The organism is Actinomyces sp. HMT897 (assembly GCF_016626125.1).
Classification (GTDB): domain Bacteria; phylum Actinomycetota; class Actinomycetes; order Actinomycetales; family Actinomycetaceae; genus Actinomyces.
This window is the reverse complement of record NZ_CP067336.1, coordinates 3,022,787-3,044,856: the sequence shown is the minus strand read 5'-3', so window position 1 is coordinate 3,044,856 and position 22,070 is coordinate 3,022,787. Positions and strand designations below refer to the sequence as shown.

22 protein-coding genes are annotated in these 22,070 nt (G+C 74.2%); 12 read left to right on the top strand and 10 right to left on the bottom strand.

Annotation, left to right across the window (positions count from 1 at the left end):
• Nucleotides 1–89 precede the first annotated feature (89 nt).
• Nucleotides 90–1,130: a transcription termination factor NusA gene (nusA, locus tag JJJ15_RS11830; protein ID WP_106108819.1), complete on the bottom strand. Its 1,041-nt coding sequence runs from the start codon at nucleotides 1,128–1,130 to the stop codon at nucleotides 90–92.
• Between the two features lie 65 nt (nucleotides 1,131–1,195).
• A complete protein-coding gene (gene rimP / locus JJJ15_RS11825; RefSeq protein ID WP_106108818.1) occupies nucleotides 1,196–1,648 on the bottom strand; it encodes a ribosome maturation factor RimP in 453 nt (150 codons plus the stop codon).
• A 74-nt stretch (nucleotides 1,649–1,722) separates the two neighbouring features.
• On the opposite strand from rimP, the gene JJJ15_RS11820 reads away from it, so the two are divergent.
• Nucleotides 1,723–2,730, top strand: a complete 1,008-nt coding sequence (locus JJJ15_RS11820; RefSeq protein ID WP_200510875.1) for a DUF4439 domain-containing protein — start codon at nucleotides 1,723–1,725, stop codon at nucleotides 2,728–2,730.
• Between the two features lie 157 nt (nucleotides 2,731–2,887).
• Here JJJ15_RS11820 and JJJ15_RS13310 read toward each other — a convergent pair whose 3' ends face one another.
• A complete protein-coding gene (locus tag JJJ15_RS13310) occupies nucleotides 2,888–6,127 on the bottom strand; it encodes a DEAD/DEAH box helicase family protein (RefSeq protein WP_246742062.1) in 3,240 nt (1,079 codons plus the stop codon).
• Nucleotides 6,128–6,313: 186 nt separating this feature from the next.
• The gene (locus tag JJJ15_RS11810; protein WP_200510874.1) at nucleotides 6,314–8,152 is read right to left on the bottom strand and encodes a proline--tRNA ligase; all 1,839 of its coding nucleotides are present in this window, start codon (nucleotides 8,150–8,152) and stop codon (nucleotides 6,314–6,316) included.
• Between the two features lie 312 nt (nucleotides 8,153–8,464).
• Between JJJ15_RS11810 and JJJ15_RS11805 the strand changes: the two genes are divergently transcribed.
• From JJJ15_RS11805 to JJJ15_RS11795, 3 genes are all read left to right on the top strand, one after another.
• Nucleotides 8,465–9,256, top strand: coding sequence for a hypothetical protein (locus tag JJJ15_RS11805; RefSeq protein ID WP_200510873.1), 792 nt, complete (start codon nucleotides 8,465–8,467; stop codon nucleotides 9,254–9,256).
• 207 nt (nucleotides 9,257–9,463) lie between these two features.
• Nucleotides 9,464–9,718: a toxin-antitoxin system, antitoxin component gene (locus tag JJJ15_RS11800; RefSeq protein WP_200510872.1), complete on the top strand. Its 255-nt coding sequence runs from the start codon at nucleotides 9,464–9,466 to the stop codon at nucleotides 9,716–9,718.
• Nucleotides 9,719–9,839: 121 nt separating this feature from the next.
• Nucleotides 9,840–10,499 carry a hypothetical protein gene (locus JJJ15_RS11795; RefSeq protein WP_200510871.1) on the top strand — a complete coding sequence of 220 codons (660 nt, stop codon included), beginning with the start codon at nucleotides 9,840–9,842 and terminating at the stop codon, nucleotides 10,497–10,499.
• Between the two features lie 38 nt (nucleotides 10,500–10,537).
• Here JJJ15_RS11795 and JJJ15_RS11790 read toward each other — a convergent pair whose 3' ends face one another.
• Genes JJJ15_RS11790 through JJJ15_RS11780 form a run of 3 tightly spaced genes read right to left on the bottom strand, consistent with a single transcriptional unit; the run spans nucleotide 10,538 to nucleotide 12,752 of the window.
• The gene (locus JJJ15_RS11790) at nucleotides 10,538–11,233 is read right to left on the bottom strand and encodes a hypothetical protein (RefSeq protein ID WP_200510870.1); all 696 of its coding nucleotides are present in this window, start codon (nucleotides 11,231–11,233) and stop codon (nucleotides 10,538–10,540) included.
• On the bottom strand, nucleotides 11,230–12,015 hold the full coding sequence (locus JJJ15_RS11785; RefSeq protein WP_200510869.1) for an ABC transporter: 786 nt from the start codon (nucleotides 12,013–12,015) through the stop codon (nucleotides 11,230–11,232). Before JJJ15_RS11785 ends, JJJ15_RS11790 begins: the two co-directional genes overlap by 4 nt.
• Entirely contained in the window at nucleotides 12,012–12,752 is a 741-nt protein-coding gene (locus JJJ15_RS11780) for an ATP-binding cassette domain-containing protein (RefSeq protein ID WP_200510868.1), read from the bottom strand. The genes JJJ15_RS11785 and JJJ15_RS11780 overlap by 4 nt, the downstream gene beginning before the upstream one ends.
• Nucleotides 12,753–12,884: 132 nt before the next feature.
• Here JJJ15_RS11780 and JJJ15_RS11775 point away from each other — a divergent pair, with 132 nt between their 5' ends.
• From JJJ15_RS11775 to JJJ15_RS11760, 4 genes are all read left to right on the top strand, one after another.
• Nucleotides 12,885–13,835 (top strand): histidine kinase, encoded by a 951-nt coding sequence (locus JJJ15_RS11775; protein WP_246742061.1) that lies wholly within the window; start codon nucleotides 12,885–12,887, stop codon nucleotides 13,833–13,835.
• A complete protein-coding gene (locus JJJ15_RS11770; RefSeq protein ID WP_281433025.1) occupies nucleotides 13,832–14,557 on the top strand; it encodes a response regulator transcription factor in 726 nt (241 codons plus the stop codon). Before JJJ15_RS11775 ends, JJJ15_RS11770 begins: the two co-directional genes overlap by 4 nt.
• 149 nt (nucleotides 14,558–14,706) lie before the next feature.
• Complete coding sequence (locus JJJ15_RS11765; protein ID WP_200510867.1) at nucleotides 14,707–15,102, top strand: hypothetical protein; 396 nt, start codon at nucleotides 14,707–14,709, stop codon at nucleotides 15,100–15,102.
• Nucleotides 15,103–15,133: 31 nt separating this feature from the next.
• On the top strand, nucleotides 15,134–15,358 hold the full coding sequence (locus JJJ15_RS11760) for a hypothetical protein (RefSeq protein WP_200510866.1): 225 nt from the start codon (nucleotides 15,134–15,136) through the stop codon (nucleotides 15,356–15,358).
• 84 nt (nucleotides 15,359–15,442) lie between these two features.
• On the opposite strand, the gene JJJ15_RS11755 is transcribed toward JJJ15_RS11760, so the two are convergent.
• Nucleotides 15,443–15,700 (bottom strand): GlsB/YeaQ/YmgE family stress response membrane protein, encoded by a 258-nt coding sequence (locus tag JJJ15_RS11755; RefSeq protein ID WP_106108809.1) that lies wholly within the window; start codon nucleotides 15,698–15,700, stop codon nucleotides 15,443–15,445.
• Between the two features lie 448 nt (nucleotides 15,701–16,148).
• Here JJJ15_RS11755 and mvk point away from each other — a divergent pair, with 448 nt between their 5' ends.
• The 4 genes from mvk to fni are packed head-to-tail and all read left to right on the top strand — an operon-like array spanning nucleotide 16,149 to nucleotide 20,243.
• Nucleotides 16,149–17,108, top strand: coding sequence for a mevalonate kinase (gene mvk / locus JJJ15_RS11750; protein WP_200510865.1), 960 nt, complete (start codon nucleotides 16,149–16,151; stop codon nucleotides 17,106–17,108).
• On the top strand, nucleotides 17,105–18,088 hold the full coding sequence (gene mvaD, locus JJJ15_RS11745; protein ID WP_106108807.1) for a diphosphomevalonate decarboxylase: 984 nt from the start codon (nucleotides 17,105–17,107) through the stop codon (nucleotides 18,086–18,088). The genes mvk and mvaD overlap by 4 nt, the downstream gene beginning before the upstream one ends.
• Nucleotides 18,085–19,167 carry a phosphomevalonate kinase gene (locus tag JJJ15_RS11740; RefSeq protein ID WP_200510864.1) on the top strand — a complete coding sequence of 361 codons (1,083 nt, stop codon included), beginning with the start codon at nucleotides 18,085–18,087 and terminating at the stop codon, nucleotides 19,165–19,167. The genes mvaD and JJJ15_RS11740 overlap by 4 nt, the downstream gene beginning before the upstream one ends.
• On the top strand, nucleotides 19,164–20,243 hold the full coding sequence (gene fni / locus JJJ15_RS11735; protein WP_200510863.1) for a type 2 isopentenyl-diphosphate Delta-isomerase: 1,080 nt from the start codon (nucleotides 19,164–19,166) through the stop codon (nucleotides 20,241–20,243). Before JJJ15_RS11740 ends, fni begins: the two co-directional genes overlap by 4 nt.
• Nucleotides 20,244–20,341: 98 nt before the next feature.
• On the opposite strand, the gene JJJ15_RS11730 is transcribed toward fni, so the two are convergent.
• A complete protein-coding gene (locus JJJ15_RS11730; protein ID WP_200510862.1) occupies nucleotides 20,342–21,712 on the bottom strand; it encodes a tripartite tricarboxylate transporter permease in 1,371 nt (456 codons plus the stop codon).
• Nucleotides 21,709–22,017 carry a hypothetical protein gene (locus JJJ15_RS11725; RefSeq protein ID WP_106108803.1) on the bottom strand — a complete coding sequence of 103 codons (309 nt, stop codon included), beginning with the start codon at nucleotides 22,015–22,017 and terminating at the stop codon, nucleotides 21,709–21,711. Before JJJ15_RS11725 ends, JJJ15_RS11730 begins: the two co-directional genes overlap by 4 nt.
• Between the last annotated feature and the right edge of the window lie 53 nt (nucleotides 22,018–22,070).

Below are 22,070 nucleotides of genomic sequence, written 5' to 3'. Positions count from 1 at the left end.
GTCCTGCTGCGGCCCGGCCCTCTCACGGGCACGCGGGCGCACGGACGGTGCGGCGTCGGGGGTCAGTCTACCGGCGTCGGCGGCGTGCTCTACTCGGCCAGGGCTGAGGGACCGCTCACGTCATCGGCCCGGGACACGGTGCCGGGAGCCACCTGGCCGGACTCGGTGTCGGCGTGGATGTCGATCTTCCAGCCCGTCAGGCGGGCGGCGAGACGGGCGTTCTGCCCCTCCTTGCCGATCGCCAGGGAGAGCTGGAAGTCCGGGACGATCACCCGGGCGGTGTGCTCCTTGGCGTCCACCACGGACACCGAGGAGACGCGCGCCGGGCTCAGGGCGTTGGCCACGAAGCGCGCCGGGTCCCCGGAGAAGTCCACGATGTCGATCTTCTCCCCGCCCAGCTCGGCCATGACGGCCCGCACCCGCTGGCCCATGGGGCCGATGCAGGCGCCCTTGGCGTTGACCCCGCGGGTACGTGAGCGCACCGCCATCTTGGTCCGGTGCCCGGACTCCCGGGCCACGGCCATGATCTCCACGTCACCCCGGGAGATCTCGGGGACCTCGCGCTCGAAGAGCTTGCGCACCAGGCCGGGGTGGGTGCGTGAGAGGATGATCTGGGCGCCCTTGGGACCCCGGGAGATCTCGGTGACGTAGGCGCGCAGGCGGTCACCGTGACGGTAGCGCTCACCGGGGACCTGCTCGTGAGGGGGGATGATCCCCTCGTGCTCCTCGTCCAGGGCCACGTAGACCAGGCGGGGGTCGCGGCCCTGCTGGACAGTCCCGGAGATGAGCTCGCCGGTCTTGTCCTTGAAGGTGCCCAGGACCTCGAAGTCACGGCGGTCCTGGATGCGCTGGACGATGACGCTGCGGGCGGTGGCCTGGGCGATGCGGCCGAAGTCGTCGGGGGTGTCGTCGAAGTACTCGCCGGTGGGCTCGTCGTTCTCGTCGACCTCGGGGGCCAGGACGCTCATGTGCCCGGTCCTGCGGTCGATCTCCACGTGGGCGCCGCGGATGGCGCCGGGGACCTTGGAGTAGGCGCCCAGGATGGCGTCCTCGATGGCGGGCAGGAGGTTGTCCAGGTCGATGCCCAGCTCGCCCGCCGCGCCTCGCAGCTCCGGCATGTTGATGTCCATGGTTCCTCTTTTGCTCGTGTCGGTGGTGTCGGGCCGGGGCGTGGGGTGACGGTGCGGGAGCCGGTTCAGAAGGTGACCACCATCTGGGCGCCGGTGACGTCCGGGTAGGCGATGGTGTGCGTCGTACCGTCCACGTCAAGGGTGACGCTCGTCTCGTCTGCGGACGTGACGGTACCCGTCAGGGTCTGGGCGGCGGTGGTGAGCGTGGCACGGTGCCCCACGGCGCGGCGGAAGTGGCGGGGCGTGGTCAGGGGCCGCTCGGCACCGGGCGTGGAGACCTCCAGCGTGTACCGCCCGCGCACGGGGTCGGCCTGGTCCAGGGCGGCGGAGACGGCGGCGGTGACGGGGCCCAGGGCGTCCAGGTCCAGGTCGCCGGGGCCGTCGGGCAGGTCCACCAGGACCCGTACCACGGAGTACCTGCCGGCACGGGTGGTCCGGACGCCCTCCAGGTGAAGCCCCTTGCCCTCCACCACGGGCGTCAGGAGCTCGGTGAGCCTGTGGGCGAGAGCGTCTGCCATGGGTCCTCCTCCTGCGTGCCCGGTGCGGGCGTGGCCGTGCGGGGCCATGGTACCCGGCGTGGGAGGATCGTAGCGTGAAGATCCCGCCGCCCCGCCCGCGCCCCGCCCTACGAAGCCGACCGGCCCCCGTCGGGGACGCCCGGCTGCCCTCCTCCGCCCGGGTGAGGCTGCGCCGCGTGGGGGCCCTGCTGCTGGTGGGCGCCCTGACGGCCTCGGTGGGGGCCTGCGCCCTGAAGGTGGGGGAGGGCTCGTCGGTGGTCCTGCCCCAGGCCTCGGCCGCGGAGGCCTCCCGTGACGCCATGGCCCGGGCCGCGACCCTCATTGGCTCCACCGCCCAGGTGGTGGCCACCACCTCCACGGACCAGGCGGTGGTCCCGACGTCGGCCTCGATCCAGGAGGAGGCCCGCCAGCAGGTGGAGGCCCTGGGTGGGGTGTGGGAGCCCTGGGCGACGCCGGTCCCCACCACCTACCCCACAGCCACCCCGGTGGCCACGGCCGCCCCTGATGCGACCGTCGGCGACCTGGTGACGGCGCTGAGCTCGGGCGTGGCGACGGCACGGGGCGTCCTGGAGACGGCCGAGCCCGCCCAGGCGCAGCTGGCGGCCTCACTGGTGGTGTCCTGGTCCACGCGCCTAGAGGAGCTCTCACCGGGGTCGGTGGCCCCGGCCCCCCGCGACGCCGCGACCATGACCGAGCCCCTGGGCGCCGACCTGCTCCTGGCCTACGACTCGGCACGCTACGCCATGGAGGAGGTGGCGGCCCGCTCCGCCGGTGCGGACCGCGAGCGCGCCCAGGCCGACGGCGCGGTGGCCGACCAGGTGGTCCGCGCCTCGGTGGCGCTGGGTGGCACCGACTCCCGGCTGGCGGCCTACGCCGCCCCCACGGCGTCCTCTGACGCGCAGGGCCTGGACGCCACCTGGGCGCTCCAGGTGGAGCTGGGAGTGATGACGGCGGAGATCAGCACCGTCGGGTCGGCCAGCGGCGCGGCCCGGACGTCGGCGGTGGACGCCGCGGTGGACGCCGCTGGCAGGGCCAAGGCGTGGGGGGCCACCCTGCCCGCCCTGCCCGCCTACCAAGGCTAGCCACAGCGGGGCCCGGGGTCCCTACAGCAGGGTCCCGGAGCTCCCACAGCGAGGCCCCAGGCCCCTCAGGCCGCCTGCCCGCCTACCAGGTGAGGTAGGCCGTAGGCCCGCGTGCTGGCGCGGGAAGATAGCCCTGCCCGCCTACCAGGGAGGTAGGCTAGCGGGGCCCGGTCGGGCACCACAGCCTGCAACGGCGTACGGTCAGGCGCCCGGTGACCCCCAGGGGGCCGCGGGCACTGACCAGGGCCGCCAGGTCGCCCTCCTCACGCACCAGGTGCAGCCGGCAGGGCCCCACCTCCTGCTCCCAGGTGCCCGTAAAGGCCGCCGCCCCCGCCTGGGAGCGCCCTACCGCGGTGGGCAGCGCCAGGTAGAGGGCCCGGTGCCCGCGCCTGTCGGCCCGGTGCCGCGCCAGGAGCAGGGCCAGGCGGCGCAGGGGCGGCCAGGAGCGCCAACCCCGTGGCTCCACCGCCAGCGGCGCCACCTCGACCACAAAGCGCGGGGGGCGTCGGGGCGCGGTGAGGAGCTCGGACAGGGCGTCGGCCAGGAGCGCGGCCTGCCGCCCGCCCAGTCCCTCCAGCCAGACGTCCACCTGCGCCCCGTCCCAGGGCCCCGGCCCGCCCCGCCCCGGGGCGGGTGGGGCAGGCAGGGATGAGTGGCTGCCCCACCTGGTCGGGACGACCGCGCCCGCCCGCCCGGCCCGACCAGGTGGGACAGCCTGGGCGGGCTGACCAGGTGGGACGGCCTGGGCGGGCGCCCCGGAGGGCCCGGGCAGGCTGACAGGGCCGTCGCGGCGTACCACCACCTGGATCCGTCCGGTCGCGTCCACCTGGCCGTTCTGCCTCAGCCCCGCCAGGACCGCGAGCGCGGCCCCGCGCAGGAAGGGGGCCGGGGCCCCGGTCGCCAGCAGGTCCGGGGCGGAGGTGACGGTGACCACCTCGCACTCCCCGCGCCGTCGGGCCGGGCGGCTGGTGGTGGGGGCAGGGCCCTCCAGCCACAGGGTGGCCTCGGCGTCCCGCGGCTCCACACGGGTGTCCGCGTTGAAGGCCTCCACCGCCTGGAGGTGGGTGCTGCCCTGGCGGGCCGCCTGGCCCAGGACCGCCTGCTGGGTGTCGGTGAGACCGGCCCACAGCCCGGTGCGGACGACCGGGGTCCCAGCGAGGGCGGCGGCGGTCCACTGGTGCTCCAGCTTGCGCTCGACCCGCTCCAGGTCCGTGGTGCAGGACACTCCCACCCCGTCCTGGGGCAGGCAGGCCACCGTCCAGTTGTGGGCCACCTTGCCCGGCCAGGCGGGGTCGAGCCGCAGCGTGCGGCCCAGGAGCTGCTGGGCGGCGGTGGCGGTGGTGGCCTCGGTGAGGTCAATGAGGGTGTTGACGGCCGGGCAGTCCCAGCCCTCCCCCAGCAGGCCCCGGGTGCCCACGACGAGGCGGACCCGGCCCTGGGCCACGAGGTCGCCCACGGCCCGTACGAGGGCGGCGCCGGTGCCGCCCCGCACGCGCAGGGTCCAGCCGTCGTCCTGGGCGGGCAGGCTGGTCCCGGTCATGGTGCGCAGCAGCTCCAGCAGCCCCTGGTCGCCGTGGGCCAGCCAGAGGTGGTCGGCGGTCAGGAGGACCGGGTGCAGGGTGCGCAGGACGGCGTCGGAGAGCAGGGTCTCGTACACGCGCAGGGCACCCCCGCGCGTCCTGCGCGCCCCGGCCGCGTGGTCACCGGGCGCCCCCTCCAGGACGTCCAGGGCCCGGTGGGTGGCGGAGCGCTGGGCGGTGTCGGTGACGACGACGGCCCTCAGGCGCTCCCCGAGGGCCGCGTGCTCCCGGCGCAGGATGTCGACGGCGGCCACGTCCTTGGCGCGTGAGGCGGCCACGAGGGCGTCCACGGGGGTGCGGCCGCGGCGCAGGCCGCTGTCGGTCAGGCGGTAGCCGAACCCTCGCAGGAGCTCCCGGAGGTCCTGCCACTGGGCGCGGCGGGAGGGGTCGGGCAGCAGGACGTTCAGGGCGTAGTCGCCCAGGAGGTCGAGCTCGTCCTGGACGCCCAGGGGTGCCAGGGGCGGCAGAAGGGGCAGGAGGGCCGTGGTCAGCGGGGTCTGCTGGTAGTCCCCCACCTGCTCCAGCAGGGCGGCGGCGGCCAGGGCCAGGGCCGGGTGCATGCGGATCCCGGCGGCCAGGCGGGCCACCAGGTCCTCCCCCACCGGGGCGGGCGGCCCCGGGAGCGCCCCGGGCTGCCGGGATCCTTCCCCGGCCGGGGAGGAGCAGGCTGCTGGCAACGCCCCCGCGGCGGGTACCCGGGCGGCTGGGAGTACCGGGGAGGAGCCCGTGAGTGGGAGCGCCTCGGGGGACCTCTCCCCCGCGGGGGCCCGGGGGCCGGGGACGTCAGGGGCTCCCCCCGTCGTAGCAGGCACCTCGGGGGCCACGACCCTGGTGAGGTAGGCGACGCCGTCGGCGGACAGCAGGTGCAGGCGCAGGCGGGTCCTCAGCTCGGCCCCGGCCGTGGCCAGGAAGCGGGTCTCCTCCTCGGCGGGCAGGGTCAGGTGGAGCAGGCTGCGGTAGGGGGCCAGGTGGCCCTCCTGGATGACGGCGGGCACGGGCACCTCGTGGTCCACCTCCCCCAGCAGGTCGTGGTAGCGGCTCCAGGCGGGGTCCTCCCGGCAGGGCAGGGTGGCGGTGAGCCCGATGAGCGTGGGGTCCACCCCACCACCCCGCAGGCGGCGCAGCAGGTAGTGGACCACCACCGCCCAGTGGGCCCGCAGGTGGTGGCACTCGTCCACCACCACGGTGCCCACACCGCCTGCGGCCAGGGCGTCCAGACGCCGCCGGGAGGAGGGGTGGAGGATCGTGGCCAGGGCCTCCTCGTCCAGGTCGGCCAGGTGGCGCCGGGCGGCGGCGGCCCGGCGCGACAGCCCGGAGCGGTAGGCGCGGGGGTTGGTGGCCTCCAGCCCGGCGAGCCAGTCACGGGCCTGGGCGGCCGTCCGCGGGCCGGTGAGCTCGGCCAGCCAGCGTCCCCGGGCGGCCCCGTCCCAGTCGGCGGAGCCGTCCACCACGGCGAGGCTCTGGTAGGTCAGGACAGTCAGGTCGGCCGGCGCCTCCCCTGTGGTGGACACCGCGGGCGCGCTCCCACCGGCTACCCGGAAGGCCTGGCGGGCCTGGGCGGCCCACTGCTCCTGGATGACGGTGGTGGGGGTGAGCACCACGGCCCGGCGCCCGTTGCGGGCGGCCAGGGCCAGGCCCAGGAGGGTCTTGCCCGACCCGGGTGGGGCCACCAGGTGCAGGCGGGCGCCGTCGGCGAGGTCGACGGCGCGGGCGGCCTCCTCCTGGTAGGTGCGCAGGGGCGCCGCCAGCCGCCAGGAGGCCAGAGGCCGGGGCGCGGCAGGGCCGGGAACGGCACCCCCCGTGGGACTCGGGCCCACGACCGGGCCGTCCTGGCCACCCGGACAGTCCTGGCCACCCGGACAGTCCTGGCCACCCGGACAGTCCTGGCCACCCGGACTGGGCGCGACCGGGGTCGTGGGGTCCGACGGCGTCCCGGCGCCCCCGGGCGGGACGCCCCCACCGGGGACCACCCGCGCGGGGACGTCCTGTGGGAGCGGCACGGCTCAGGCGCGCCCGGGGACCTGGGCCAGGGCGGCGGTGAGTGCGGCGGACACCCGGGCGACGGCGTCGGCCACGGGCAGGCTCACCCGCTCCCCGCTGCGGCGGTTGCGCAGCTCCACGGTGCCCTGACGGCCCAGGTCGCGGCCCACCACCAGGGTGTAGGGCACGCCCAGGAGCTCGGAGTCCTTGAACTTCACCCCGGCGCTGACCCTGCGGCGGTCGTCGTAGAGGATCTCGAAGCCGGCCTCGTCCAGGGCCTGGGCCAGGGCCTGGGCGGTGTCGAAGACCGTCTCCTCCTTGCCGGTGGCCAGTACCTGGAGGTGGTAGGGGGCCACCTGGATGGGCCAGGCCAGGCCAGCCTCGTCGTGGTTGGCCTCGGCCAGGGCGGCCATGACCCGGCTGACCCCGATGCCGTAGGAGCCCATGGTGACCACCCGGGCCCTGCCGTTCTCGTCCAGGACCCTCAGTCCCAGGGCGTCGGCGTACTTGCGGCCCAGGGCGAAGATGTGTCCGATCTCGATGCCGCGGGCCAGGTGCAGGGGGCCGGAGCCGTCGGGGGCGGGGTCGCCCTCGCGGACCTCGGCGGCCTCAATGACGCCGTCGGCGGTGAAGTCGCGGCCCATGACCAGGTCCATCACGTGCTGCCTGTCCGTGTCGGCGCCGGTGACCCAGCTGGTCCCCGCTACGACGCGGGGGTCCACCAGGTAGCGCACGGACCCGGTGAGGACCTCGGTGCCGTCCTCGCGCCTCTCCACCCGGCGGGCCGGGGAGTTGGGGCCAATAGCGGCCGGGCCGATGTAGCCGCGCACCAGCTCGGGGTGGGCCTCGAAGTCGGCGTCGGTGGCCATGTCGACCTCGGCGGGGGCCAGGGAGGCCTCCAGGCGCTTGAGGTCCACGTCGCGGTCGCCGGGGACGCCGACCACCAGCAGCTCGCGCTCGCCGTGGGGGTGGGTGAGGGCCACCACGACGTTCTTGAGGGTGTCGGCGGCGCTCCAGGCCCGGCCGTCGGAGCGCGGGTAGGACTTGTTGAACAGGTCCACCAGGGACTCGATGGTGGGGGTGTCGGGGGTGTCCACCACCCGCGCGGGCCCCACCCCGGAGGCGTCGACCGGCCCGGGGGCCGTAGTGGTCACGGCCTCGGCGTTGGCCGCGTAGCCGCCGTCGGAGCGCACGAAGGTGTCCTCGCCAATGGGCGAGGGGTGGAGGAACTCCTCGGAGCGGGAGCCGCCCATGGCCCCGGAGACCGCTGAGACAATGACGTAGTCCAGGCCCAGGCGGGTGAAGATACGCTGGTAGGCAGCCCGGTGCGCCTGGTAGGAGGCCTCCAGCCCGGCCTCGTCCAGGTCGAATGAGTAGGAGTCCTTCATGACGAACTCCCGGCCCCGGATAATGCCGGCCCTCGGACGGGCCTCGTCACGGTACTTGGTCTGGATCTGGTAGATCGACAGGGGCAGGTCCTTGTAGGAGGAGCACAGGTCCTTGACCAGGAGGGTGAACATCTCCTCGTGGGTGGGGGCCAGGAGGTAGTCGGCCTCCTTGCGGTCGCGCAGCTTGAACAGGGTGGGCCCGTAGTCCTCCCACCGGCCGGTGGCCTGGTAGGGCTCGGCGGGCAGCAGGGCCGGGAAGTGGACCTCCTGGGCGCCCATGGCGTCCATCTCCTGGCGCACCACCGCCTCGATCTTGCGCAGGGTCCGCAGACCCAGGGGCAGCCAGGTGTAGACGCCGGGGGCGGCGCGGCGGATGTAGCAGGCCCGCACCAGGAGCCGGTGGCTGGCGACCTCGGCGTCGGCCGGGTCCTCGCGCAGGGTGCGGATGAAGGCGGTGGAGAGTCGCTGGATCACGGGCACATGGTACGGCGTGAACCGGCCTCGCACTCCTGCCCCGGGCGCTGCCTGCGCCTTTGCCCGCGGTAGGGCACCGGGCAGGGGCGTCGGCCGCCAGGACCCCGCCCGGGGTCTCCACCACCCCGCGGTAGGGCACCGGGCAGGGGCGCCGCCCCGGGCCCGGTCGTGCATGACAGACCCTGATCACCCCCGGTACGCTTTAGGAAGCGTCTGTCAGAGTACCTGAGTTACGGGAGAGCCTCTACTATGACCGGGATCGACGCCGGACCATCGGCCACCGACAGCACCAGGACCGGTACCAGCACCAGTATGCCGGCCGTTCTCCGCCCCGCCCTACGCGCCCGGCCCACCGGGGCCTCCCTGCGCGGCACCCCCCGCCCCGCCCTACGCGCCCGGGCCCGGCGCGTGCTGCCGGTCCTGGTGGCGGCGTGCCTGGTCGCGGGCTGCGACCTGCCCGGCAGCCAGCAGGCGGGCGGCCCGGCTGCCTCCCCGGCACCGTCGGTGACCGCCTCGGAGCCGCAGGAGACCGGCCCGCAGGAGACCGGCCCCACCGGCGCGGACCCTGACGGGCTCCCCCTGCCAGCAGGCCCCGACGGGGCGCCCCTGCCGCCCGCCGGCGAGGTCCCCCTGTCACCGACCGGCGGCCCCGGGCAGGCGGCGCCCGCCTCCTACGCCGCACCACCGGGTGCCCGGCACCTGGGCTCCTTCCGGGGCTCTGCCCGACAGGGCACGTGCGCATTCCAGTCCGCACGCTCCGCGATCGGTGAGGCCGGCGTCATATGCCCCGTACCCGCACAGTCCTGGTCGCTGCCCAGGTACAGCACCGATATGAGGGGGCGCCCCTGCAACAGCTACGCCCTTCACCTGGTAGTCACCTCCACCAGCTCCGGCCTGCTGTGCCTTGAGGGGGACATTGGAATGGCGCAGGACACCCTGGATGTCGGGCAGACCGCCACCAACGGGGAGTTCGCCTGCACCGTCACCTCCGAGGCGACGATCACGTGCTGGAGCACCACCAGCGGGGTCTCCTTCGCCTTCTCCCGCGACGGCTGGATGACCGGTACCACCGGGCCGATCCCCGAGTCCGCCCACACCTGGTGAGCCAGGCCGCCACCACCAGCCAGCCACCGCGAGAACGGTACTTATTCGTCGTGAGAACGGGCTCGGGGCCGCTGCGCGCACGGGCACCACTGGCTCCTGTATGAGTACCTGCAGCGCGTATGGCCGGAACCACTACGCACAGACGCCACCCACACCGTCGACACAAGACCGCTCATTACGCAGGCTGCATTAGTTTAAAATGCGCATATGCCCACCACCGTTGACCTGCCACCAGCTGTCCACTACCGCATGAGACAAGTCGCCGCCGCTCGCGGGATCTGCCTGCCCACGCTCATTAGCGAGCTGGCCACCTCTGCCTTCAACAAGGAGTACCCGCAGGCCGAGACGGGGACCAGTACGGTGACCGGCCTCCCGCAGCTCCCCCTGGGACACCCGGTGAGCTCGCAGGACGTCGCCGCCTTCCTCACCGAGGAAGACCAGACGTCACATAGCCGCGTGTGACGCAAGGCTCTACCCTGGTACCAACCAGCGCGGCAGGTGGTCAGGCGGGTCCCGTCCGGGGCGCTGGCACCACCGGCCGTCCTGGGCGTCCCCGGGCACACCCACGGCGAAAGGCACCCTGATGAGTACCACCCTCCTGAGGCGGGATCCCGCTCCGGCAGCGTCCGCGTCACGCAGCCGACGGCGTCTGCTGGCCCTGGCCCTGGTGTCAGCGGCCCTGGTCGCGGGCTGCGACGACGGGACGACGTCCACGGCTGGCGCACCCGCGTCGTCCACGGCCGCCACCACGGAGTCGGGCGCCCCGGCCCCCGGAGGCGACGGGTCCCCCACCGCGGCTCCCACCTCCTACGACGCCCCGCAGGACGCCGCCAGCCTGACCGGCTTCTGGGACCCTGACGAGAAGAACCAGTGCAGCTTCCTGGAGGACTCCAACAACCCGCTCGGCTCCCCCGGCGTCGTGTGCCAGGTGAACGCGCGGACCTGGTCCCCGCCCGCCGGCACCACCGACATCAGGGGGAACGCCTGCGACACCGGGGCGGTCTACCTGGTGGCCACGCCCGACAAGTCCGGCCTGTTCTGCTTCTCCGGGGACCTGGGGGCGCCCTCGGACACCCTGACGGTCGGGCAGAGCGCCGCCAAGGGGGACTTCGCCTGCACCGCCACCTCCGAGACGGCGCTCACGTGCTGGAGCACCACCAGCGGAGCCTCCTTCGCCTTCTCCCCCGCCGGCTGGATGACCGGCACCACCGGGCCGATCCCCGAGTCCGCCCACACCTTCTGAGCACGGCACGCCCCGTTGCACGGCACGCTCCGGCGCCCTCAGGCATCCGAGCGGATCGTGCGCCAGGCCCCGGCCAGCTGGCACACGCACACCCACGCCAGGACGGTGAGCAGCGCCGCTGTGCGGGACCCCGGCCCCCGGGCGCCGCCCAGGAGCTCCTGGGCGGCCACCCCCGGCAGGAGCCGCCCGGCAGCCCCCAGGTAGCCTGACAGCGCCTGCGGGACGACGACGAGCAGCAGGGCCCCCGTGACCGCGGTCGAGGCCCGCCGCAGGAGTCCCGCCGCCCCCGAGCCGATCAGCGCGGCCGCCACCAGCCACAGCAGGACGCGCCCGGTGGCACCAGCCGTCCCCCGGCCCGGCAGGAGCACGGCCACGGGGGCCAGGAGCAGCCCCGCGGCCGCGAGCGCACCGAGGCCGACCACGCCGGTCCGGACGCCGGCCACCCGGGCGCGCACCGGCTGGACAAGCAGGGTGGTACGCAGGCAGGTGGTCCCTGCCGCGCACGCCAGCGCTCCCGTGACCAGGAACCCCACCTGGACGGGAACGGTCCACGACCAGGCCACCTGCTCCAGGCCGCCCGCCCCGCCCCGCGCCCGGCCCCTGGCCGCCGACCACAGCTGGAGGAGGGCCAGGGCCGCCGTCGCGGCGCCCGCCCACCGCACGGCCGGGAAGGTCACCATCTTGAGCGCCTCGGCCCGGCAGGCGCAGGCCGTCTGCGAGTCCCGCCACCTCATGAGGCGTCCTGCCTTATCCAGGCCACCGCCGTGGTCACCAGCGCCGCCAGCGCCCACACGCCGCAGGCGACCACCGCCGCGGTGGGGGTGGGGGTGATGCCGAACCGGGTCTGGCGGATGAAGAGGCTGTAGGCGGCCGCGTCGGGCAGGTAGACGGCCAGGTCGGTCACCTTGCTCAGCAGCACGGAGGGGGAGACCAGGCTCGAGGCCGTGACCAGGGTGACCAGGGGCACCGTCGCCCCCCGGCTCAGGGTGGCCAGCGCCGCCGCCAGCAGGGCGTTGATCCCCCACCAGGCGGCCAGGGCCGCCAGGCGTCCGGGCGTGAGGTCACTGCGCGTGGAGGCCCACTCACCCAGGAGGTGGTGGAGCAGGGACAGCTCCAGGGCCAGCGCCCCGGCCAGCAGGAGGATGCCTGCCAGGAGGACCACCAGGATCTTGGCTACCAGCGTGGAGCGGCGGCCGGGATCCACCAGCAGGGTGGTGGCCAGCTGGCGGGTGCCCCCGGTCTCCTGGCTGCCGCGCTGGAACTCGCTGGCGAACACCGCGGTCGCCGTAATGACCAGGCCGGGCACGCCCGCCATGCTCAGCTCCATAAAGGGCATGTCGGTGAGCTGCTCCAGGGCGTAGGGGTCACCCGCCCTCAGGTCGGCTACCAGGCCGGAGCTGGCGACCCAGGTGACGAGCAGCGGCAGGACCAGGGTCAGGGCCGACCCCAACCACACGGGCTTAAGGCTCAGGGCCTTGAGCACCTCGGCGTGCAGGACCCGCACGGCCCCGCTCACGAGGCGGCCCCTGCCTGGCGGGCTGGCGGGGCCCCGTCCGGGCCCTGGTCGGCAAGGTGGAAGAAGGCGTCCTCGAAGGTGGCGTACCCGGCCCGGGCCGACTCCAGGGTCCCGGAGAACCGTACCTGCCCGTCGGCGATGACGACGACGTCGTCGGCCACCTCGGCGAGCTCGCCCAGCAGGTGGCTGGAGAGCAGGACCGTCCCCCCGGCCGCGGCGCGCGCCCTGAGCAGGTCCCGGATCCACCGGATGCCCTCGGGGTCCAGGCCGTTGACCGGCTCGTCCAGGACGAGCACCTGCGGGTCGCCCAGGAGCGCCGTGGCCAGGCCGAGGCGCTGGCCCATCCCCAGGGAGTAGGTGGACACCGGGCGCCGGGCGGCCTGGGTCAGGCCGACGGCCTCCAGGACCTCGTTGACCCGACGTCGTGGCAGGCCCGCGCCCGCGGCCACCCAGCGCAGGTGGGCGTACCCGGTGCGGGAGGGGGCGGCCCCGGCGCCGTCGAGCACGGCGCCGACGTGGCGTAGCGGGTGGCGCAGGCGGGCGTAGGGCCGGTCCAGGACCAGGGCGCGGCCGCCGTCGAGGTGGTCCAGGCCCAGCAGGCAGCGCAGGGTGGTGGACTTGCCCGCGCCGTTGCGTCCCACGAAGCCGGTGACCCGGCCGGGGCGTGCCCGGAAGGACACCTGGTGGAGGATCTCGCGGCCCCGGTAGCTCTTGCTCAGGGAGTCGATAACGATCATGGCGCCAGTGTGGGTGCTCCCGGGCCGGGCGGCGTCGGCTCCGGGGAGGGTCCGGGGCGTCCCGGGTCGGAGCCCGGTCCCTCAGACCGTGGTCTGATGCCGCTGCCGGCGGGGCCTGCCTAGAGTGGGGGCGTGAGCAGCAGGTCCTACCCGGTGGGAGAGAAGGTGTCGTCCCGGCACTGGCCCGTGCCGGTGCTGGTCACCTTCATGGCGGCCCTGTCCCTCGTAGGCTCCGAGCAGGCCCCCAGTCCGCTGGTACGGGCGACCACCGTGGCGGCCCTGGTGACGGCCTTCGCCCTGACCGTGTGGCTGCGACGGCGTGAGAGGCGCGCCTACGAGACCCGCCTGGCCGACCTGGCGGCGGCGCGGGCGGTGGCCGAGGACCGCCTGGCGCTGTCCCGTGAGCTGCACGACCTGGTCTCGGGCGGGCTGGGGGCGATCACGGTGCACGCGGCCGTGGCCCAGCGTCTGCACCGGGATCCTGAGGGCCTGCGCCAGGCCCTGGCCCAGATCGAGCAGGCCGGGCACGAGGCCACCGCCGACCTGCGGCGCATGCTGGCGGTCCTGCGGGGTGGGGACGCCGAGGCCCGGCGGGCTGCGCCGCCACCGGCACCCTGTGGCGCCGCCCCCGCCGAGGACCTGGCGCTGCGGGTGGTGCGTGAGGCCCTGGTCAACACGGCCCGTCACGCGGGGCCCAGCCCGGTGCGTGTGGAGGCGGACACCGGTCCCGGGCGACTGAGCCTGCGCGTGTCCGACGCCGGCCCCGGCCCGGACTGGGTCCCCCAGCCCGGCAGCGGCTACGGGCTGACGGGCCTGCGGGAGCAGGCGCAGGCCCTGGGTGGAAGCCTCACGGCGGGGCCCGTCGGGGACGGTTTCACCGTGGTCCTGGAGCTGCCCGCCCGGGCTGAGGACGTCTGCGGCCCCGCCCCAGGCCTTCGGCGACCGGGCGCGCCCGCCCGGGAGGACGCGGGCGGGGAGGACGCGGGACCGGCCCGGGGCTCCCGGCCCGGCCGGGAGCGGGCCGACGCGGGCGGGCGGACCGGGGCCGGTGCGCCCCGGCCCGGCGGGGAGGCGGGGTCGTGAGCGGGGCCGCGCAGGCCGCGGAGACGGGGAGGGTGGGCCCGGGGAGGCCGGTACGGGTCCTGGTCGCCGAGGACCAGGCGCTCATGCGCAGCTCCCTGGCCGCGCTCATCCAGGCCGAGGCGGACCTGAGCGTGGTGGCCACCGCCGCCGACGGCCAGGCGGCCCTGGCCCTGGCCCGTGAGCACCGCCCCGACGTAGTGGTCATGGACATCCAGATGCCCGGCACGGACGGCATCCAGGCCACGGCCAGCCTGGTGGCCGACCCGGACCTGGTCACCACCAGGATCCTGGTGCTGACCATGTTCGACGTCGACGACTACGTCCTGGGCGCCCTGCGGGCGGGGGCCAGCGGGTTCCTCCTGAAGGACACCGACCCCCAGGTGCTGGTGGACGCCATCCGCACGGTGCACGCCGGGCAGTCCCTACTCAGCCCGCGCGCCCTGGAGCGCCTGGTGGCCCAGGGCGTCCCGGCCGCCGTCCCGCGCAGGTGGGGCGACGCCGGGGCCGCTGGCGGGGTGGGGGCGCTGACGCCGCGCCAGCGCGAGGTCCTGGTGCTGATCGCACGGGGCCTGTCCAACACCCAGATCGAGGCGGAGCTGTCGATCACCCGGGCCACGTGCCGCAGCCACATCACCGCCCTCCTGGCCCGGCTGGGGGCGCGCGACCGGGCCCAGCTCGTCATCGCCGCCTACGAGTCCGGGCTGGTGACGGCCTCGTCCTGAGGGGCCCGGGCGCTGGGGACGCGCCTGCGGAGCTGAACGCGAGTGACAGAACTCATAACCTGTGCTATAATTCAAGCTGAGGATCTTCCTTACAGCCAGCTCGGCACCAAGTGCGTAGCACTTTAGGACGCCACCGCAGGAGACGAAAGATGTCAGGAAAACAGGCCGCCGTCCTGGGCATCGTGGCCCTCCTCCTGACCGGCTGCGCCCCTGCCCGAGACCCCGCGGCGCAGACCGGGAACGAGACGTACGGGCCCCAGGTCATGGTCCCCCGTGACGACCTGGTCTCCCCCATGGTGCCCGTACGCTGGAAGTCCTGGCGCGCCGTGGACGACACCACCATCGAGATCACCTACTTTGCCGGGCCCGCCTCCTGCCAGGGCGTGCACGCCCTGGTGGAGCAGACACCCCAGGCTGTCACCATCACCCTGAGCACCGGCGCCTTGCCGGGATCCGGCGACTGCATGGCGGTCGCCCTGAGCACGATCACAACCATCACCCTCAACGAGCCCCTGGCCGGTCGCCAGGTCATCCAGGGCCTCTGAGCACCACGGACACCTCAGAGTAGGAATAGAAATGCAGGACGGCTCACGGCTGCCCCTGGCGGTCACGACGCTGCTGGTCATGGTGGCGGCCCTGGTCGTCGCCCTCCTCGTACTCCGTTGGCACGATATCCCGGTGGTATCGCCCTCGGAGGAGACGGAGATCGCCTACCACACGGTTCCCAGCGAGGACCCGTCGTACTGGACCGAGGACCGAATGCGTTCGGCGAAGCCGGCGCCAATGCCAACAGAACCGTGACGAGCAGGGCCGGCGTCGTCCTGGAGCGCGGGCTCGGCCTCGCCGCGGGCCCACCTGCGCCCGCGCCCGTTGCAGGCGCCTCTGCTACCTGCGGCCGGTGGCGCCGAGGTAGACGGAGATCGCGGCCATGGCCGCGAGGACGGACAGGATCCAGCGGATCCAGTCAATGCCGGGGGTCGAGGCGACACCGAGCAGCCCTGACACCCAGCCGCCGACGAAGGCCCCCACGCACCCCAGTGCAATGGTCCACACGACCGAGATGTCCTGCTTGCCCCTCATGAACAGGCGGGCCAGGGCGCCAATGAGGCCCCCGAAGACGATCATCCCAATGAGCTCACCCATGCTGTCCTCTTCCTCCGGAACACGGATACGGCGTCCGCACGGCGGATCCGCGCGGGGCGCCGACGGCTGGTCTCGCCCGCCACCATACCCGCAGCCCGACGGCCTCCCGGCAACCGGCGCCCCCTGCAACCGCCGCACCGAGACGTCGCGCCGCTCCCGCCAGCGGCGCGCCACTCGCCAGCCGCGCGACGGCGCCAGCCTCAGGGCACCCGCACCGGGGCACCCCGGGCAGGTGACGCCCACTACTTGTGGGCGGGCAAACGGGACTGATACGCTCGGCCCCGCTCTGGCGTGGAACCGTAAGGGCCTCAGGAGCTCCGCTCCGATAAGGGCGCCTTGAGGACACGACGGGGCCACGGCACCAGCGCCACCCGGCCCGCGGTGCAGCACGCGTCCCTACCCGGCCCGGCCTCCCCGCACCCCTGGGCCACAGGCAAGGAATAAAGACATGGAACCCCACTCCCCCGCCCGTGAGGGACATGGCCGGACCTGGGCCAAGGCCATCCTCCTGGGCGAGCACTCCGTGGTCTACGGCCACCCCGCCGTCGCCGTGCCCCTGCACGACCTGCGGATGCGGGCCACGGCCACCCCCGTGCCCGGCCCCTCACAGCTGCACAGCCTGGGCTACCACGGGCCCATGGACGCCAGCGGCCCCCGGTTCGCCTGTGTCGTGCGCGCCTTCGAGGCGGCCCGCGAGTTCTCCGGGTGCCTGGGGCAGTCCTTTGAGGTCACCACCCACAGCGACTTCCCCCACGAGCGCGGGCTGGGGTCCTCGGCGGCCGCCGCGGGCGCCGTCATCCGCGCGGTCCTGGACGCCTGCGGGCGTCAGGCCTCCCGCGAGGAGCTGTTCGCGCTCACGCAGACGGCCGAGAAGGTCGCCCACGGCCGGCCCTCGGGGCTGGACGCGGCGGCCACCTGCTCCCCCGCCCCCATACGCTTCCAGGGCGGGCAGATGCACCAGCTCAGCCAGCACATCGACCACGCCTACCTGCTCATCGCCGACTCCGGCGTCCACGGCTCCACCCGCCAGGCCGTGGGCGGCCTGCGCTGGCGCTACGAGCAGGACCCCCAGGGCATCGGCCCTCTCATCGCCAGCCTGGGCGCGCTGGCGCACACGGGGATCACGGCCATGGACCGGGGTGACGCCCCCGCCCTGGGGGCGGCCATGGACCAGGCGCACGACGTGCTCGCCGAGCTCGGCCTGAGCCTGCCGGTCCTGGACCACCTCACCGGTGCCGCCCGCGCCGCCGGGGCGCTGGGCGCCAAGCTCACCGGAGGGGGCCTGGGCGGCTGCGTCATCGCCCTGGCCGGCGACCAGGACGCCGAGCGCGTCCGCTCCGCCCTGGGGCACGCCGGTGCGCCCGCCACCTGGGCCTACCGGATGCGCACCAGCGAGGTGGCCGCGTGACGCCCACCGCCACCGCCAGCGCGAACGCCAATATCGCCCTGATCAAGTACTGGGGCAAGGCGGACGAGTCGCTGCGGATCCCCACCACCTCCAGCCTGTCCCTGACCCTGGACGCCACCCGGACCACCACCACGGTCTCCTTTGACGGCGGGGCGGACGGGGCGGACGCGGTGAGCGTGGACGGCGCCCGCCTGGCCGGGACGGCGCTGGGGCGGGTGACCCGCTTCCTGGACCTGGTGCGGGCCCGCTCGGGCGTCACGGCGCCCGCCACCGTGACCTCCACCAGCACGGTGCCGCTGGCGGCCGGCCTGGCCAGCTCCGCGGCGGGGTTCGCCGCCCTGGCCGCGGCCGCCTCCCGGGCGGCGGGCATGGACCTTGACGACCGCGCCCTGTCCCGGCTGGCCCGACGCGGCTCCGGCTCGGCGGCGCGCTCGGTCTTCGGCCCCCTGGTGCTGTGGAACGCGGGCACCGACGACGCCACCTCCTACGCCGAGCCCGTCACCTGCCGGACGGACCTGGCCATGGTCGTGCTCGTGCTCTGCGCGGGGCACAAGCCCGTCCCCAGCACGGTGGCCATGCGCCGCACCGTGGACACCTCACCACTCTACCCCGCCTGGGTGGAGGCCAGTGGCCGGGACCTGGGCGCCGCGCTGGAGGCGGTGCGCGACGGCGACCTGGAGGGCCTGGGCCAGGTGGTCGAGGCCAACGCCCTGGGCATGCACGCCACCATGATCGCCGCGCGCCCCGCCGTCGTGTACTGGCTGCCGCGCACCCTCCAGGCGCTCCAGGCCGTCCGCGACCTGCGTGAGGCCGGCCTGCCCGCCTGGGCCACCATTGACGCCGGCCCCAACGTGAAGGTCCTCACCCGGGGGAGCAGCGCCGAGCAGGTGGCCGCGGCCCTGAGGGAGCGCCTGACCGACGCGGACGTGTGGGTCAGGTACCCAGGAGGGGGCGTGCGCGTGGAGGGGGCCCGCCCGTGATCCGCCGGAGCGCGCCCGGCAAGCTCTACATCGCCGGGGAGTACGCCGTCGTCGAGCCCGGGCACCAGGCGCTGCTGGTGGCGGTGGACCGTTTCATCACGGTGCGCGTCACCCCCGCCGAGCACACCGGGCGCATTACCTCCGCCCTGTACGAGACCCGCTACCTGACCTGGTACCGCAGCCCCGACGGCACGGTGGTGGTCGAGCGGCAGTCCAACGACTACGTGGTCTCGGCGATCCGCCACGTGGAGCAGTTGGTGCGCGAGGGCGGCGGGGAGCTGCGCTTCTTCGACCTGGACGTGCACAGCGAGCTGGCCGAGCCCGACGGGCGCAAGCTCGGCCTGGGGTCCTCCGCGGCGGTGACCGTGGCCACGGTGCGTGCCGTGGCCGGGTTCTACGACCTGCCCCTGGACGACCTGGCCGTCTACAAGCTGGCCGTGCTGGCCAGCGAGGCCGTGCAGCCCGTCGGCTCGGGGGGCGACATCGCGGCCAGCGCCTTCACCGGGTGGGTCAGCTACACCTCCCCCGACCGCCGGTGGCTGCACGAGGTACGTGAGCGCACCAGCGTGGGCGACCTGGTGCGCTCCCCCTGGCCGCACCTGCTCATCCGCCGCCTGGACCCGCCAAGACCCTCCCTGCGCGTGGGCTGGACCGGCACCCCCGCCTCCACCCCCCAGCTGGTGGCCGGCGTCCGGGCCCGTGCCCGCGGCGGGGCCGACGACGCCGCCTACAGCGCGTTCCTGCGTGACTCCGAGAGCTGCCTGGACGCCCTGGTGAGGGCCCTGGAGGAGGACGACTCCCGGCAGGTCAGGCAGCAGATCGGGCGCAGCCGCCACCTCCTGACCCGACTGGGCGCCACCAGCGGGATCGCCATTGAGACCCCCCGGCTGCGGCGTCTGGTGGAGGTCGCCCAGGAGCACGGGGCCGCGGCCAAGGGCTCCGGCGCCGGGGGCGGGGACTGCGGTATCGCCCTGTGCCTGCCGGGTACGGACGTGCCCGGCATGTGCTCGGCCTGGGAGGCGGCCGGCATCCGGCCCCTGGACCTGTCGGTCTACTCACGCCCCGAGGACGCACCGTGAGCCGGCCCACCAGGCGGGAGCACGCCAGCCGCAAGGACGAGCACTTGGAGCTGGCCCTGCGCCTGCACCGGACGGACCGCCCCAACGCCTTTGACGATGTGTCCTTCGTCCACCACGCCCTGCCCGCGGCCAGCACCCGGGAGGTCGACGTCAGCACGAGCGTGTGCGGCTCCCCCTGGCCGGTCCCCTTCTACGTCAACGCCATGACCGGGGGCACCCCGGCCACGGCCCGGGTCAACGCCGACCTGGCCCGGGGGGCCGCCGCGGCCGGCGTGGCGATCGCCTGCGGCTCCCAGCACGTGGCCTTAAGGGATCCGGGGTGCGCCGACGGCTTCGAGGTCATCCGGCGCGAGGCCCCGCACGCCTTCGTCCTGGCCAACGTGGGCCCCACGGTCAGCCCGGAGCAGGCGGTGCGCGCCGTGGAGATGATCGGGGCCGACGCCCTGCAGGTCCACCTCAACGCGGCCCAGGAGCTGGTCATGCCCGAGGGCGACCGGGACCTGCGCCACTGGTCCCGGGGCGTGGCCGACATCGCCGCGGCCGTGGACGTGCCGGTGGTGGTCAAGGAGGTGGGGTTCGGGCTCTCCCGGCGCACCGTGGAGACCCTGGCGGGGTGCGGCGTGGACGCGGTGGACGTGGCCGGCGCCGGGGGCACGGATTTCATCGCCATTGAGAACGCCCGGCGTCCCGACCAGGACTACTCCTACCTGAGCGGCTGGGGGCAGCCGACGGCGCTGTGCCTCCTGGAGGTGCTCGGTGGCGAGGATCCGAGGCTGCCGGTGCTGGCCTCGGGGGGCGTGCGCAACCCCCTGGACGTGGTGCGCTGCCTGGCCCTGGGCGCTCACGCCGTGGGCGTCTCAGGGCACTTCCTGCGCACCCTGTCCGGCCGCGGCGCCCACGGGCTGGAGCAGGAGCTGAGGACGTGGACCGAGCACGTGCGCACCCTCATGACCCTGCTGGGGGCGCCCGACGTCAGGGCCCTGCGCCGCACGGACGTGCTGGTCACGGGCCGCACCGCCGAGCAGGCGCGCCTGCTGGGGGCGGACCTGGACCGCCTCGCCCGCCGCTCGGGCTAGGGGCCGCACAGACAACGGGGACGTACCTTGAGCGTCGGGGACGTACCTTTAAGGTACGTCCCCGACGCTCAAGGTACGTCGCCGGAAGTGGTCGGGGATCAGGCCAGGGAGGCCAGCGCCTTGACTATGCCGGGGGCGGCGTAGAGCGTCATGAACTGCACGCCGTAGTTGACCCCCAGGCGGTTGAGCGCCCCGCACGCCACGCCGATGATCAGCACCCCGAAGACGTTGGGGATGCCCGCGTCAATGTAGGCCAGCAGCATAATGAACGCCGTGAACAGGGCGAGCACCGCCTCGTGCGGGACGCGCCGGGTCACGAAGTAGGTGATCTGGGAGGACCAGCGCACCGCGATGACGTAGGTGATGACCACGGCGACGAGCGCGCCCAGGGCCACCGCCCCGACAAAGCCGGGCATGTGCAGCTGGTAGTGCAGGTTGTTGTGCCCCTCCAGGTCGTATACGGGCGGCGCCTCGAACAGCGGCATCGCGGGCCCGGCGGACACGCCCGAGACGGGGAAGCCCAGCGCGACCAGCGGGATAATGACACCGGCCAGGTAGGTCGAGTGCGTCAGGGCGCTCATGACGGTCACGGCGCGCTGGGAGCGGCGCACCGGGTCGTCCTTCATGCGTGCCACCGAGGCCTCCCCCAGCAGGAAGGTCAGGCCCACGGGACTGAGCATGAACAGGGGTGTGGAGAGCGCCGCCATGGCGGTGCTCCACCAGCCCTCGGAGCGGGTGACCAGGTTGCCGGGCATGAGCGCCTGGGAGCGGAAGCCGGAGCGCAGGAGCGCCGTCCTGGTGCGGTCCCCGTGCGGAAGGGCCTCACGGCGCCTGGGGTTGAGCAGCTCGAGCAGGGTGACGAGCATGGGGCCCACCGTGATCCCCAGGAAGAAGGAGATACTCACCTTCTTGTCAGCGGGGATAATGTGGGTCGCGTGGTAGAGGGCGGGCAGGGCCTCGAACATGAGCGCCATGGGGACGATCGCCACCAGCGCCAGGATCCGGTTCCTCCCGAGCAGCGCCAGGAGCACCGCGCAGGCCGCGAGGATAAGAGGGGCCTGGGACTTAATGGGCTCGGCGAAGCGTGCGATCAGGCCCGCCAGGGCGAAGCTCAGGGGGATGGAGACCAGGGTCCCGATGGCGGAGCCGACCGCCATCTTCCTAATGGTGTCCGAGGCCAGTCCCCGGTTGCGCAGGAGCACGGAGTGCTCCATCAGCGGCGCCGACATCACGCCACCGGGCAGCCCCACCAGAGCCGTGGGTATGCCGTTCATGAGGTTGAGCGTGACGACCGCCGAGACAAAGAAGGAGAGCACCACCTGCGGCGGGGCCCCGGAGAGCACCAGGGCCAGGGTGACGGGGGCGAGGACGCTGGTCTCGTCGGTACCGGGGATAAAGCCGATAAAGGTGTACAGGGCGACGGCGCCGAGAACGGCCGCCAGCATGAGGAGGACGAGGTCGACGGTCACCTGGCACCGTCCTCGCCCGCGCCCTGACCGGCGTCGTCACCGGTATCGGGCACCTCGTCGACAATAGTGACCTCACGCTTGGGGGCCACGAGGAAGCAGTTCACGGTGAATCCGACGACCGAGGCCCCCAGCCCCCAGAAAAGTGGCTGCCCGCCGACCCTGGAGGAGATGAGCACCGCGGCGACGGTACAGGCGGCCGCGACCAGCAGGCAGATGACAAGGTCTCTGGGTGAGACGAGGTCGTTCCAGACCTCAATATTATGACGCCCCGTGTCATTGGAGGCGGATTCAGGGATATCGCGCACGTCGGGTGATGCTATGCGAGTTCCCCCGAGGGTGCCATGTGCTGTGCGCCACT

What these genes read in the sequence shown, in the direction of transcription:
- nusA (WP_106108819.1), bottom strand. Translation starts at nt 1,130, where the DNA reads ATGGACATCAACATGCCGGAGCTGCGAGGCGCGGCGGGCGAGCTGGGC.
- rimP (WP_106108818.1), bottom strand. Translation starts at nt 1,648, where the DNA reads ATGGCAGACGCTCTCGCCCACAGGCTCACCGAGCTCCTGACGCCCGTG.
- JJJ15_RS11805 (WP_200510873.1), top strand. Translation starts at nt 8,465, where the DNA reads ATGCCGGCCGTTCTCCGCCCCGCCCTACGCGCCCGGCCCACCGGGGCC.
- JJJ15_RS11800 (WP_200510872.1), top strand. Translation starts at nt 9,464, where the DNA reads ATGCCCACCACCGTTGACCTGCCACCAGCTGTCCACTACCGCATGAGA.
- JJJ15_RS11795 (WP_200510871.1), top strand. Translation starts at nt 9,840, where the DNA reads ATGAGTACCACCCTCCTGAGGCGGGATCCCGCTCCGGCAGCGTCCGCG.
- JJJ15_RS11790 (WP_200510870.1), bottom strand. Translation starts at nt 11,233, where the DNA reads ATGAGGTGGCGGGACTCGCAGACGGCCTGCGCCTGCCGGGCCGAGGCG.
- JJJ15_RS11780 (WP_200510868.1), bottom strand. Translation starts at nt 12,752, where the DNA reads ATGATCGTTATCGACTCCCTGAGCAAGAGCTACCGGGGCCGCGAGATC.
- JJJ15_RS11765 (WP_200510867.1), top strand. Translation starts at nt 14,707, where the DNA reads ATGTCAGGAAAACAGGCCGCCGTCCTGGGCATCGTGGCCCTCCTCCTG.
- JJJ15_RS11760 (WP_200510866.1), top strand. Translation starts at nt 15,134, where the DNA reads ATGCAGGACGGCTCACGGCTGCCCCTGGCGGTCACGACGCTGCTGGTC.
- JJJ15_RS11755 (WP_106108809.1), bottom strand. Translation starts at nt 15,700, where the DNA reads ATGGGTGAGCTCATTGGGATGATCGTCTTCGGGGGCCTCATTGGCGCC.
- mvk (WP_200510865.1), top strand. Translation starts at nt 16,149, where the DNA reads ATGGAACCCCACTCCCCCGCCCGTGAGGGACATGGCCGGACCTGGGCC.